Here is a 12,405-nt window from a genome sequence, read left to right on the forward strand (position 1 = left end):
TGGCTGTTCATTCTTAAACGAACCAGCATTGCCAATGCGCGCGGTTTACTTAAGCCTTCGCCCCAGCCCCCATGTTTCCCGGATGACGAAATTGTCTTTATTTTCGTCATCCCATGAGAAACGGATAAGATCAGCACACTCCCCTACCTGCATTTTTCCCCTACCACCAACAAAATGCCCGGCATTGACCGTTGCCATGGACAGGGCGTCAGACAACGAGATCCCCGGTAGCGCCGCGCAGTAAGCCACACCGCATGAGAGCGGCTTTGCGGCCCCAGCTAAAAATGACGTTCCACTCATCGATAGACGACCTGTTTCGCTAAGCGTCACTTTTCCGCCAATTGGGCTAGTGTAATCACCAGGCGGCATGCCTCCTAATGCAGCAGTATCCGAGACCAGTACGCTGCGCCCAATGCCTTTCGCGCGCAGCATGCTGAGGAGCGTTTCGCTCGGCAGATGGTGACCATCGGCAATAAACATCGCAGCCAGACGATCTTCAGCGAGTTGCGACCAGAGGTAATTGGGATGTCGGGCAAGGTGGGCGTGCATGCCATTACCCAAATGTGTTGACAGCCGCGCTCCGGCATCAACCGCGAGTTTGATCTCCTCGTGGTGACTATGGGTATGACCAATCGAAATCTGAACGCCAGTGCGGGTAACATTTTCTATATAGTCTACAGATTCCGGGAAATGTGGCGACAACGTAATTAGCCCCACCAAATTTCCACTACAGGCCTGCCATCGCGCAAATTCCTGAAGATCCGGCGGGCGCACGTACCGTTCTGGATGCGCGCCGCGCGGTCCGTCTTCCGGGGAAATGGCAGGCCCTTCAATATGAACATAAGGGATCATATGCCTGGCCATTGCATCCTCTTGTCTGGCCTGAGCAATAGTCCGTAGGGTATTTATTATCCTCTCTTGCGAACCCGTGATGATCGTCGGGATAAAGGTCGTCACTCCCACATTCAGTAACGCCTGCGCAAGGGAGATAACCGTACTGGTTGAGATATCATCAGCATTGATATCCCATCCGGCGTAGCCGTTAACCTGAAGATCGATGAGCCCTGGCGAGATCCACCACGTCTCGTCCCGTGGGCCAGGACGGATAGCCGTAATTTTTCCATCAGCAATGTCAACTGCAACGCTTTCGCCAGACGCCGGTAGCCGACCTGTTAATGTCAAAAACATTGTGCTTCACTCCCGCTATACAAGCCCTCAGGCAGCGATTGCTCATCAAGATAGAGAGAGCAGCGTGGATGACGTCTTAACGCTGTAGCAGGACAGGCGCTTGAAGCTTCTTCCGTTAGCGTGCGACGCACCGCCTCACGCTTTGCCGCACCCGGCACCAGACAAAACAGTTCCGCCGCGTCAAGCAAACGTGGGATCGTCAATGTTACGGCGAATTGCGGTACATCGTGCAAACGAGTGAAACATTTATCGTCCACCTGCTGCTGGCGACATAGCGCATCAAGTTTCACTTCTTTGACTGAACATGGATCGGCAAGATCGGCGACTGGCGGGTCATTGAATGCAAGATGTCCGTTAACGCCAATCCCCATAATGACAAAATCGATCGGCGCTGCGCTCAGCTTCTTACTGTAGGCATCAATACATGCAGCAACGCCCTTCTCCGGCTCGATCAGGTTAACTTCTTTTAGTGACAGATGCCGGAAGAATACGTGAGTCAACCAGTTGCCAAAACGCTGCGGAGCCTCTGCCGACAGGCCGATGTACTCGTCCATATGAAATGCCGATACGCGCTTCCAGTCGATACCCTCTATCCGCCGTAACTCATCCAGTGTTTCCTGCTGACTGGGCGCTGCCGCAAAAATGATACGCACCTCAGACTGTTGCGCCAGACGTTGCCTTAACGCCTTCGCAATATCCTGCGCGGCATTTCTCCCCAACAGAATGCGATCGGAGTAGCTTTTTATCGTTAAATCATATTCATAGATATCTTTGCGGATGTTCATCTTTTTCTCGTTTTTCATGAAAGTCACTGTGCTTTCCTTAATTTTCTGGCCAGTTGCACAGAAACAAGCGTTAAGGTACAGCAGGCAATCAGATAGAAAGACACCAGCGTCGATTCCCCGTCGTCCAGGGAGACAAGCGCAGTCGCGATCAGTGGTGTTGCTCCGGCAAAAATAACGCTGTTTAACTCCCTCGACAGCGCCATACCGGAAAAGCGATAGCGTGCAGGGAAAAGATGGGTGAGGAACGCACCCTGTGCGCCAGATGTTGCGCCGTGGCCGATACCATAGGCGATACTCATCGCCAGAATAATCATCAGTAAGCTCCCCGATTCGAGCATGGCAAAAAACGGGAATGCGAAAAGACCGAGGAAAATCGCGCCGAAAGAAAAAATAGTGGTGAAACCGTATTTATCCGCCAGTCGTCCCATTATCGGGGTCATAATGGTATTTACAGTGACAGCAATCATTAACGCCAGTAAGCCGTCAGACTTCGCCATCCCAAGCGTGTTAGCCATGTAACTCAAGCTAAAGACGCTCAGCACATAACCATACGCCAGATGCCCGGCCAGACTACAAAAGCCAAGCAGTACTTCCCGCCAGCTATTTTTCAGCAGAATAACCAGAGGGACCTGATTTTTTTCCCTTTTTTCTGCATTTTTCTCCTGAGCCTCAGCGTATTCCGGCGTCTCATCAAGATTTTTACGAATATAAATTGCTACCACAAACAGCAGTGCGGAAATCAAAAACGGAACTCGCCATCCCCAGCTCAGGAATACATCATCGGGTAATTGCGTGACGATAAAAAATGCGCTGCTTGAGCACAGGATCCCGATCCCCGTCGAGGCCATGATCAAGGATGTATAGAAAGCTCTGGAATTTTGCGGAACATACTCTGCAACGAAAGTTTGCGCGCCAGCGAGTTCTGCTCCGGCACCAAACCCTTGCAGCAGACGTAGTATCACCAGCAGAACCGATGCCATAATGCCAATATCATACCAGGTCGGTAACAACCCCAGCGCTACCGTGGCGCTGCCCATTAAAATAATAGAAAACAGCAGCGCGGGTTTTCTGCCATACCGATCGCCAATATGCGCAATAATCATCCCCCCCAGTGGCCTGGAAAGAAACCCGACCGCAAAAGTGGCAAAAGCCGCCAGCGTCGCTGCCGTTGGCGAAAGTGCTGGAAAGAAAAGTTTATTAATGACCAGTCCGGCTACAGCGCCATACAACGAATAATCGAACCACTCAATAATCGTACCGACCGCACTTGCCACCACCACTTTGCGGATAGTTCGCCGATCGGCATCGGATTCGCTCGCGGGTAATTGGGTATCTGCCGGTTCTATTATGCTTTGATTATTAACCATTATCTCATCCTTTATGAAAACGATTTAAATGATATCCATATTTAACTTAATGAATTAAAACAAAATAATAGAAACATCAAACTTAATTAATGCAAACTTATGAGATCGATTTCATTCTCATGGGTGACGAAATTGAAGTCAACCCTGCAACGATCATTAAGGCGTGTTACCTCACAAAATCAGATCAAGGAGGACGATCTTTTTGTTCAAAACGTATTTTTTGAGGATCGACCGGTGAACTGACTGGCTCTGCACCAGACAGTAAAAGAGAGACTTTTTCTGGGATCCTTTTCACGGAGGGACTTCAGTATCCAACGCAAGATATAAATCAAGTTCAGCGGTCAGAGTCTGGCCTGCGGGGAGGGCGTCTAAAACGCATTAGCATGCATCAAAAGGGAAGGAAAATATCACTGGAACAGCACACAATTTCAGGTATTTCTGCGATAACGGCCCGGAAATTCCTACCGGGCCGTTGGCCGGATGAGCATCGACGCCTTCCGACTATATCAATACTTACGAATTAGCCCTTCGCTTTCGCGACCGTGACCATTGCCGCACGAATCGTGCGACCGTTCAGCGTGAAGCCTTTTTGCATCACACCCAGTACGTTACCCGCAGCAACATCCTCAGACTCAACCATCGCAATGGCCTGATGCACATTAGGATCCAGCGGTACGTTGGTATCAGCAATAACTTCCACGCCGAATTTCTTCACCACATCCAGCATGGATTTCAGCGTCAGCTCAATACCTTCGACCATTGAGGCCATATCAGCATTGTCTTTGTCTGCCACTTCCAGCGCGCGCTCCAGGCTATCGATAACCGGCAGCAGTTCGTTGACAAATTTCTCCAGCGCGAATTTATGCGCCTTTTCAACGTCAAGCTCGGTACGACGACGCAGGTTTTCCATTTCGGCTTTAATACGCAGAACGCCATCACGTTCACGAGTCTGCGCTTCAGCCAGTTGCGCTTCGAGGTTGGCAATCTTCTCATCACGCGAGTCCACCTGCTCAGCACCAGCGTCTGGTTCAACTGCCTCAACGTTCTCGTGCTGATCCATGATAATTTCTTCCGGGGCTTGCCCGTCAGGCGTTTTCTGTTCTTTACTACTCATGAATTTCTCCGCGTTTTTTCGCAATCATCTCGCTAACTTCGCTTATTATGGGGATCTGTTTCCGGGTTTCAAGGGAACGCGGCACATTGTCATCATTCATTTGGCACAAGGACCACCAGAAAATGGCTCATCATTTCAAGTGTATTGGGATTGTCGGTCATCCGCGCCATCCAACTGCGCTTACGACACATGAAATGCTTTATCGCTGGCTGTGTACAAAAGGGTATGACGTCATCGTCGAACAGCAGATTGCACAAGAGCTGCAATTAAACACCGTGCGTACCGGCACGCTGGCGGAAATTGGCCAGCAGGCTGACCTCGCCGTCGTCGTTGGCGGCGATGGCAACATGCTGGGGGCGGCCCGTACGCTTGCGCGTTACGACATTAAAGTCATTGGTATTAACCGTGGCAACCTCGGCTTTTTGACCGATCTCGACCCGGATAATGCCCAGCAGCAGCTTGCCGATGTGCTGGAAGGCCATTACATCGCCGAAAAGCGCTTTTTACTGGAAGTGCAGGTCTGCCAGCAGGATTGCCAGAAACGCATCAGTACCGCCATCAATGAAATCGTGCTTCATCCGGGTAAAGTTGCCCATATGATAGAATTTGAAGTCTATATTGATGAAGTTTTCGCTTTCTCCCAGCGTTCGGATGGCCTGATTATCTCGACTCCCACAGGCTCAACCGCCTATTCGCTGTCCGCCGGTGGCCCCATCCTCACACCTTCTCTGGACGCCATTACGCTGGTGCCGATGTTCCCGCATACGCTCACGGCACGGCCGCTGGTTATCAACAGCAGCAGCACGATTCGCTTACGCTTCTCACACCGCCGCAACGACCTGGAAGTGAGTTGCGACAGCCAGATAGCGCTGCCGATTCAGGAAGGCGAAGATGTATTGATTCGCCGTTGCGATTACCACCTCAATCTTATCCACCCAAAAGACTATAGCTATTTCAATACATTAAGCTCAAAACTTGGTTGGTCAAAAAAATTATTCTGAAACCGGATACAGGGCTTTACTGTATATAAAACCAGTCATATACTGTAATTAAATACAGTTATGGTTTTTCATACAGGAAAGCAACCATGTTGGCACAACTGACCATTAGCAACTTTGCGATTGTTCGTGAGCTTGAGATCGACTTCCTCAGTGGAATGACAGCAATCACGGGTGAAACAGGCGCGGGTAAATCCATTGCGATTGACGCGCTTGGGCTCTGTCTCGGTGGTCGTGCTGAAGCCGATATGGTGCGCGCTGGCTCCGCCCGGGCCGACCTCTGCGCACGCTTCGCTCTGAAAGACACCCCAGCGGCCCAGCGCTGGCTGGAAGCCAATCAACTTGAAGATGGACGTGAGTGTTTACTTCGCCGGGTGATCAGCAGCGACGGGCGTTCACGCGGCTTTATTAACGGCACTGCGGTTCCTCTTTCCCAGTTGCGCGAACTGGGCCAGCTTTTGATTCAGATCCACGGGCAACATGCGCACCAGTTGCTGGTTAAATCCGAACACCAGAAAGCGTTGCTGGATGGTTATGCAGGTGAGTACGCACTTACTTTGCAGATGGCTGAACGCTACCGCCTCTGGCACCAGAGCTGCCGTGAACTGGCACAACATCAGCAGCAGAGTCAGGAACGCGCGGCCCGTGCCGAACTGCTGCAATATCAGTTGAAAGAGCTGAATGAATTTAATCCGCAGCCGGGCGAGTTTGAGCAGATTGATGAAGAGTACAAACGCCTTGCCAACAGCGGGCAGTTACTCAGCACCAGCCAGCAGGCCCTCAATCTGCTGGCCGATGGCGAAGACGCGAACCTGCAAAGCCAGCTATATACGGCTCGCCAGATGGTGACCGAGCTTGCAGGGATGGATACCAGCCTGTCCGGCATCCTGAATATGCTCGAAGAAGCTTCCATTCAAATCTCTGAAGCCAGTGATGAATTGCGCCATTATTGCGACCGTCTGGACCTCGACCCTAACCGCCTTTACGAACTTGAGCAGCGCATTTCTAAGCAGATTTCGCTGGCGCGTAAGCACCATGTCAGCCCGGAATTGCTGCCTCAATACCATCAGTCATTGCTGGATGAGCAACAGCAGCTTGACGATCAGGCCGATTCACAGGAAACCCTGAAACTGGCTGTCGATAAACATCATAAGCAGGCGCTGGAGAGCGCCACTCACCTCCATACCCAGCGCAAAATTTACGCTCAGGAACTGGCTCAACTGATCACTGAAAGCATGCATATGCTCTCCATGCCTCATGGCGTCTTTGATATTGATGTGAGCTTTGATGAACACACGCTGACCGCAGAAGGCGCAGATCGTATCGAGTTCCGGGTCACCACCAACCCCGGTCAACCGCTCCAGGCCATTTCGAAAGTGGCGTCCGGTGGTGAATTGTCACGTATTGCTCTGGCAATCCAGGTGATCACCGCGCGGAAAATGGAAACCCCGGCATTGATTTTCGATGAAGTGGATGTGGGTATCAGTGGCCCAACGGCTGCGGTGGTCGGCAAGCTGCTGCGTCAGCTGGGCGAATCCACCCAGGTGATGTGTGTGACCCATCTGCCGCAGGTGGCAGGCTGCGGTCATCATCACTTCTATGTCAGCAAAGAAACGGACGGCGAGATGACTGAAACCCATATGCAGCCGCTGGACAAACGCGCGCGGCTACAGGAGCTGGCTCGCCTGTTGGGCGGCAGCGAAGTGACCCGAAATACTCTGGCAAATGCGAAAGAGCTGCTTGCTGCCTAAACTTTTTGGCAAAACCCAGGTCTCAGTACACGATAAATTCGCCGCAGGACCAGGTCGCAAAGGTTTAAAACTGGCGAAAGTTCTATTATTATCGGCATATTACAAATGAGCTACGTACTGTTCGGGCCCGAAAAGGAATCAAATCATTATGCGTTGTAAAATGCTGACTGCTGCCGCAGCGGTTCTGTTGATGTTGACCGCAGGCTGTTCCACTGTGGAGCGAGTGGTATACCGCCCAGATATCAATCAAGGGAACTACCTGACTCCGAATGACGTTTCTAAAATCCGTGTGGGGATGACACAACAGCAGGTTGCGTACGCACTGGGAACTCCGATGATGACCGACCCGTTCGGCAGCAACACCTGGTTCTACGTGTTCCGTCAGCAGCCGGGCCATGAAGAGGTCACCCAGCAGACACTGACTCTTACCTTTAACAGCAGCAGCGTGTTAACCAACATAGATAACAAGCCTGCACTGACCAAAGAGTAATTCCCACATAATGGCGCCTCCTGGCGCCATTATTCATTTCAGGGAGAGATAACGATGGCGGTACCGGAAAGTAAAACCGAATTACTGACGGCAATGGAAAAATCCGCGCTGGCGCTGCGTAAGAAACTTGAACGCATCCCGCAGGATATCGCCTTTGAGAAACGGCTTGCAGGGCATGTTGCCGGAACGCAAATAAGCGTCGCCAACCTGGTCAGTTATTTAATTGGCTGGGGTGAGCAAGTGCTTCACTGGCATCAGCAGGAAGCCGCAGGCAAGGAGATTGACTTCCCGGCGCCTGGCTTTAAATGGAATGAGCTGGGCAAACTGGCACAGAAATATTACGCCGACTATGAGCACATAGACGCCTGGCCGCAGCTGCTTATCATGCTGGAAAACAATCAGCGGCAGCTCAATGAACTGGTGAACGGATACAGCGACGATGCGCTTTATCATCAGCCCTGGTACGGCAAATGGACTCGTGGGCGGATGATCCAGTTCAATAGCGTCTCACCCTACAAAAATGCGAGTGGCCGCCTGAATCCACTGTTAAAAACGCTCACCGCAACGGCGTAAGATTATTTCTTTGCCGATTGCTCCGCACGCTGGCGACGCAACTCTTTAGGATCGGCAATTAACGGGCGATAGATTTCAATGCGATCGCCCTCGCCCACCAGGTCATGCAATTTGGCCGGGCGGCTGTAGATACCAATTTTATTTTTTGCCAAATCAATATCCGTTCGCAGCTCAAGCAGGCCGGAGGCCACAATCGCCTGCTCAATGGTCGAGCCCTCATCAACGGTGACCCGCTGCAGATACTGTTTTTCCGGCAATGCATAAGCGACTTCAACAACAATCTTACCCGGCACTGTAAACCTCTTTCGCCCGCAGGGTAAACGCCTGCACCATGTTAAGCGCCAGCTCTTTGAAGATCCGGCCAAACGCCAGTTCTATCAGCTTGTTGGTGAATTCAAAATCAAGGCTGAACTCAATGCGACAGGCGTCAGCGCTCAGGGGAACAAACTTCCAGCCACCCATTAACTTTTTGAAGGGCCCATCAACAAGATGCATCAAAATAGTCTGGTTTGCGGTCAGCGTATTGCGGGTGGTAAAGGTTTTACTGATCCCCGCTTTGGAGACATCCACCGCCGCTGTCATCTGCGTCGGGCCGGATTCCAGAACCCGGCTCCCGGTACAACCAGGCAGAAACTCCGGGTAAGAGGTCACATCATTGACCAGTAAATACATTTGTTCGGCACTGTAAGGAACCAGCGCGCTCCGGCTAATCTGAGGCATAACATTTCCTGCAATCACACAATCGGCAAATAATAACATTTCCCCAGGATGAAAGGAAAACGCTACGCCGGAACTCGTGCTAAGATAACGCGTTGAACCTCACAGGATGCAATGAGGTCTTTTTTTAGATATCAGATTATTAATGGCTTCACGACACCTATGACAAAGAAAAAAGTACACAAACCCGGTTCCGCTAGCATTGCGCAGAATAAACGCGCCCGCCACGAATTTTTCATTGAAGATGAATTTGAAGCAGGCCTGTCTTTACAGGGCTGGGAAGTAAAATCTCTGCGTGTGGGAAAAGCGAACATTGGCGACAGCTACGTTATCCTTAAAGATGGCGAGGCGTTCCTGTTCGGCGCTAACTTCACGCCGCTGGCGGTGGCCTCAAGCCATTACGTCTGCGACCCGACCCGCACCCGCAAGCTGCTGCTTAACCAGCGCGAACTGGATTCCCTTTACGGCCGCGTTAATCGCGAAGGCTACACCGTAGTTGCTCTCTCCCTCTACTGGAAGAATGCCTGGTGTAAAGTGAAGATCGGCGTGGCGAAAGGTAAGAAACAGCACGATAAACGTAACGACCTGAAAGATCGCGAATGGCAGCTGGATAAAGCCCGCATTATGAAAAACGCAGGCCGCTGATGATAACGTGGACGCCTACCAGCAAGCGTCCACTGCTTGCCTGACCCGCTTTACCTAGCGTTCACGCAGCGCTTCGTTGACCTTGTTCAGCGGTTTGATCAGGTAATCAAGCACCGATTTCTGTCCGGTTTTAATTTCCACGTTAGCCACCATACCGGGCAGGATCGGGAAACGTTTACCGCTCTTGTTTTCCAGCTCTGCGCTTTTGGTTCGCACATAGACGCGGTAATAGAACTGATCGCGGCGCACCTCATCCTGCAAGGTATCCGGCGAGACCACTTCCACTGTCCCTTCGAGATCGCCATAGATTGAAGAATCATAGGCTGTCACTTTGACGGTAGCAGGCAACCCTGGACGGATATAGGCGATATCACGAGGGTTAATGCGGGTCTCCACCAGCAACTGATCTTCCAGCGGCACAATCTCCATCAGCTTGCCGCCAGGCTGTAACACGCCGCCGACGGTCGTCACCTGGATATCTTTGACTATCCCACGTACCGGTGACGACAACGTGGCCCTGTCGACCTGGTCAGCTTTCCCCGCCAGTACCTGTAATTGCGCATCGAGATCGGCGTTATTTTTCACCTGCTCCTCACGCGCACGCAGGGCAAACTGATTCCGCGCCTCATCGATTTTGCCTTTCAGCTCCGCGGCCTGGCGCTGCAATCGGATCACCTCGACGTCGCTGGCAGCCCCTCTGGCCACCAGTGGCTGAGTCATTTTTAACTCGGCATTCACCAGTTGCATGGCTTTTTGCAGATTAGCCACCGTCTCATCGAGATTACGCCTGCGCGACTCGTAAAGCTGACGTTCACGTGCCACCAGATCGGATTCACGCATCGATTCGGCGCTAAAGCGCAGTGGTTCCCCGGTAAGCTCAGAGCGTAAACGCTCACTGGAGGCGCGCAGCGCACGCGCCCTTGCTGCGGCTTCACCGTAGTTAGACTGGAAACGCGTAGGATCAAGACGGGCCAGCATCTGCGCGCGTTCAACGATATCGCCCTCTTTCACCATCAGCGCGCTGACGATCCCCCCGTCGAGGCTTTCAATCACCTGCGCGTGGGTCGATGGGGTTATTTTTCCCGTCCCTACCGTGACTTCATCAAGGATGGCCCACGCCGACCAGACCACAAACAGCACCATAGCAATCAGCGTTAACCAGATAACCGATGAATAAAAACGCCCCTGGCGCGCCAGGTCATCCTGCATAGTCAGTTGACTCATTCGCGGCTCCTCAGGCGACCGACGCCACATTGCTGCTGCGCGCCGCCTGTTGCAGCAGCGAATCTCGTGGCCCATCGGCCACCACCTTACCGTTTTCCATCACCACGATGCGGTCCACCAGATTAAGCAGCGCCGGACGATGGGTGACCAGCACCAGCGTGCGTCCGGTCAGCCATTGCTGAAGCTGGCGAATAACCCAGGCTTCCAGCTGTTCGTCCATGGAAGCAGTCGGCTCATCCAGCAACACAATCTGCGGATTGCGGACGATCAGGCGACTGAGCAGCACCATTTGCCGCTGCCCGCCCGACAGGCCGCGCCCGCCCTCGTTGATCAGGCGATCGAGGCTGGCCGCATCCTGTTGGATCATGCCGATCGCACCGCTGATCCGTAGCGCCTGGATCAGTTCCGCCTCCGTCGCATGCGGGTGACCCAGCATCAGGTTCTGGCGCAGTGTGCCAAAAAAGAGTCGCGAATCCTGCGACAGATAGCCGACCTGCCGTCGCACATCGACGGGATCGACATGCGCCATATCCACGTCATCAATGATTATCTTGCCTTTAGTGGCCTGCGCCTGGCCGGAGAGCAACTTCAGCAACGTCGATTTACCGGCACCGGTCTTGCCAAGAATGGCGACACGCTCACCCGGTTTGATTTCCAGCTCGCCGATTTGCAACGCCTGGTCGCCCTTTTCCACATCGTAGCTGTATTGCACCTGCTGCACCTGGTAATGGCCTGCCAGCACCGGGCAGTGCGCCATTTTTTTATCGGCTTCTTTATCCAGCGGTTTTTTTAACAGGTCATTAAGGCCGGTCATCGCCATTTTGGCATGCTGCTAGCGCGAGAAAACCATGGTGAGTTGCATCAAAGGCGCGATGGTACGTGATGAAAGCAGGCTACAGGCAACCAGCGTACCGGTGGTGATAGCACCATCCAGCACCAGGAAGGTGCCATACACCAGCATGCCGGCGTAGGTAATTTGCTGCACCGTGGAGGCCCAACCGCTCAGCCTTGCCCCCCACACGCGCTGCTTCATACCGATGTTCGCCCCCACCGAGTGGGTATGTTCCCACTGGCGTTGAAAATAGGGTTCAGCCTGCAAGGCCTTAATGTCTTCCACCCCTTCAATAGATTCCACCAGCACCGCATTACGGATTGCGCTCTCACGCATCCCCTCTTTGGCAAGTTTCGCCATCGGCCACTGCACCAGCAGACCAGGGATCACAATCAGCGGGATGGCAATCAGCGGAATGATCACCAGCGGCCCGCCCACCAGCGCCATAATGCCGAGGAACAACAGAACGAAGGGGATATCCATCGCCGCACCGACGGTGGTGGAGGTCAGCAGCTCACGCACCTGATCGATTTCACGCAGTTGCGAAATAAACGATCCTGTCGATTTCGGGCGTGAATCGTTTTTAATCGCCAGCGCCCTGGCAAAAAAGAGCGAGGAGACTTTCAGGTCAATGTGCTTACCCATAAGGAAGGTGCGATTTAATCGGTGGGGTTCAGTGGAGTCCTTATCTGTATTAGCCTTACCTTAGCTGAGCTGTATG

At 52.6% G+C, this 12,405-nt stretch carries 12 protein-coding genes and 1 pseudogene; 5 read left to right on the plus strand and 8 right to left on the minus strand.

What is annotated here, in order from left to right; translation table 11 throughout:
• Positions 1–45: 45 nt before the first annotated feature.
• From ACSZO4_RS05125 to grpE, 4 genes are all read right to left on the minus strand, one after another.
• On the minus strand, positions 46–1,188 hold the full coding sequence (locus ACSZO4_RS05125) for an N-acetylglucosamine-6-phosphate deacetylase (protein ID WP_437887785.1): 1,143 nt from the start codon (positions 1,186–1,188) through the stop codon (positions 46–48).
• Positions 1,179–1,991 (minus strand): 6-phosphogluconolactonase, encoded by an 813-nt coding sequence (locus ACSZO4_RS05130; RefSeq protein WP_437887805.1) that lies wholly within the window; start codon positions 1,989–1,991, stop codon positions 1,179–1,181. Before ACSZO4_RS05130 ends, ACSZO4_RS05125 begins: the two co-directional genes overlap by 10 nt.
• A gap of 5 nt (positions 1,992–1,996) precedes the next feature.
• A complete protein-coding gene (locus tag ACSZO4_RS05135) occupies positions 1,997–3,340 on the minus strand; it encodes an MFS transporter (protein WP_437887787.1) in 1,344 nt (447 codons plus the stop codon).
• Positions 3,341–3,860: 520 nt separating this feature from the next.
• Complete coding sequence (grpE, locus tag ACSZO4_RS05140) at positions 3,861–4,454, minus strand: nucleotide exchange factor GrpE (RefSeq protein ID WP_437887788.1); 594 nt, start codon at positions 4,452–4,454, stop codon at positions 3,861–3,863.
• Positions 4,455–4,576: 122 nt separating this feature from the next.
• Between grpE and nadK the strand changes: the two genes are divergently transcribed.
• The 4 genes from nadK to ACSZO4_RS05160 all read left to right on the plus strand — a co-directional run bounded on the left by nadK (position 4,577) and on the right by ACSZO4_RS05160 (position 8,266).
• Positions 4,577–5,455, plus strand: coding sequence for an NAD(+) kinase (nadK, locus tag ACSZO4_RS05145; RefSeq protein WP_437887790.1), 879 nt, complete (start codon positions 4,577–4,579; stop codon positions 5,453–5,455).
• Between the two features lie 86 nt (positions 5,456–5,541).
• Positions 5,542–7,203, plus strand: a complete 1,662-nt coding sequence (gene recN, locus ACSZO4_RS05150; protein WP_437887792.1) for a DNA repair protein RecN — start codon at positions 5,542–5,544, stop codon at positions 7,201–7,203.
• A 148-nt stretch (positions 7,204–7,351) separates the two neighbouring features.
• The gene (gene bamE / locus ACSZO4_RS05155; RefSeq protein ID WP_437887793.1) at positions 7,352–7,693 is read left to right on the plus strand and encodes an outer membrane protein assembly factor BamE; all 342 of its coding nucleotides are present in this window, start codon (positions 7,352–7,354) and stop codon (positions 7,691–7,693) included.
• A 54-nt stretch (positions 7,694–7,747) separates the two neighbouring features.
• Positions 7,748–8,266, plus strand: coding sequence for a ClbS/DfsB family four-helix bundle protein (locus ACSZO4_RS05160; protein ID WP_437887794.1), 519 nt, complete (start codon positions 7,748–7,750; stop codon positions 8,264–8,266).
• Between the two features lie 2 nt (positions 8,267–8,268).
• Here the strand turns inward: ACSZO4_RS05160 and ACSZO4_RS05165 are convergent, their stop codons facing one another.
• Together ACSZO4_RS05165 and ACSZO4_RS05170 are read right to left on the minus strand one after the other, a co-directional pair.
• Positions 8,269–8,559 carry an RnfH family protein gene (locus tag ACSZO4_RS05165; protein ID WP_437887795.1) on the minus strand — a complete coding sequence of 97 codons (291 nt, stop codon included), beginning with the start codon at positions 8,557–8,559 and terminating at the stop codon, positions 8,269–8,271.
• Entirely contained in the window at positions 8,549–8,986 is a 438-nt protein-coding gene (locus tag ACSZO4_RS05170) for a type II toxin-antitoxin system RatA family toxin (protein ID WP_437887796.1), read from the minus strand. The genes ACSZO4_RS05165 and ACSZO4_RS05170 overlap by 11 nt, the downstream gene beginning before the upstream one ends.
• Before the next feature lie 159 nt (positions 8,987–9,145).
• Here ACSZO4_RS05170 and smpB point away from each other — a divergent pair, with 159 nt between their 5' ends.
• Positions 9,146–9,628, plus strand: coding sequence for an SsrA-binding protein SmpB (gene smpB / locus ACSZO4_RS05175; RefSeq protein ID WP_437887797.1), 483 nt, complete (start codon positions 9,146–9,148; stop codon positions 9,626–9,628).
• 54 nt (positions 9,629–9,682) lie between these two features.
• Here the strand turns inward: smpB and ACSZO4_RS05180 are convergent, their stop codons facing one another.
• Together ACSZO4_RS05180 and ACSZO4_RS05185 are read right to left on the minus strand one after the other, a co-directional pair.
• Positions 9,683–10,852 (minus strand): HlyD family efflux transporter periplasmic adaptor subunit, encoded by a 1,170-nt coding sequence (locus ACSZO4_RS05180; RefSeq protein ID WP_437887798.1) that lies wholly within the window; start codon positions 10,850–10,852, stop codon positions 9,683–9,685.
• Positions 10,853–10,862: 10 nt separating this feature from the next.
• A pseudogene (locus tag ACSZO4_RS05185) lies at positions 10,863–12,350 on the minus strand (ATP-binding cassette domain-containing protein); the annotation flags it as partial.
• Between the last annotated feature and the right edge of the window lie 55 nt (positions 12,351–12,405).

Source organism: Phytobacter sp. V91, from assembly GCF_965644225.1.
Taxonomy (GTDB): domain Bacteria; phylum Pseudomonadota; class Gammaproteobacteria; order Enterobacterales; family Enterobacteriaceae; genus CBFFRJ01.

Coding starts and splice junctions, on each gene's coding strand:
- ACSZO4_RS05125 (WP_437887785.1), bottom strand. CDS start 1,188: ATGTTTTTGACATTAACAGGTCGGCTACCGGCGTCTGGCGAAAGCGTT.
- ACSZO4_RS05130 (WP_437887805.1), bottom strand. CDS start 1,991: ATGAAAAACGAGAAAAAGATGAACATCCGCAAAGATATCTATGAATAT.
- ACSZO4_RS05135 (WP_437887787.1), bottom strand. CDS start 3,340: ATGGTTAATAATCAAAGCATAATAGAACCGGCAGATACCCAATTACCC.
- grpE (WP_437887788.1), bottom strand. CDS start 4,454: ATGAGTAGTAAAGAACAGAAAACGCCTGACGGGCAAGCCCCGGAAGAA.
- nadK (WP_437887790.1), top strand. CDS start 4,577: ATGGCTCATCATTTCAAGTGTATTGGGATTGTCGGTCATCCGCGCCAT.
- recN (WP_437887792.1), top strand. CDS start 5,542: ATGTTGGCACAACTGACCATTAGCAACTTTGCGATTGTTCGTGAGCTT.
- bamE (WP_437887793.1), top strand. CDS start 7,352: ATGCGTTGTAAAATGCTGACTGCTGCCGCAGCGGTTCTGTTGATGTTG.
- ACSZO4_RS05160 (WP_437887794.1), top strand. CDS start 7,748: ATGGCGGTACCGGAAAGTAAAACCGAATTACTGACGGCAATGGAAAAA.
- ACSZO4_RS05170 (WP_437887796.1), bottom strand. CDS start 8,986: ATGCCTCAGATTAGCCGGAGCGCGCTGGTTCCTTACAGTGCCGAACAA.
- smpB (WP_437887797.1), top strand. CDS start 9,146: ATGACAAAGAAAAAAGTACACAAACCCGGTTCCGCTAGCATTGCGCAG.
- ACSZO4_RS05180 (WP_437887798.1), bottom strand. CDS start 10,852: ATGAGTCAACTGACTATGCAGGATGACCTGGCGCGCCAGGGGCGTTTT.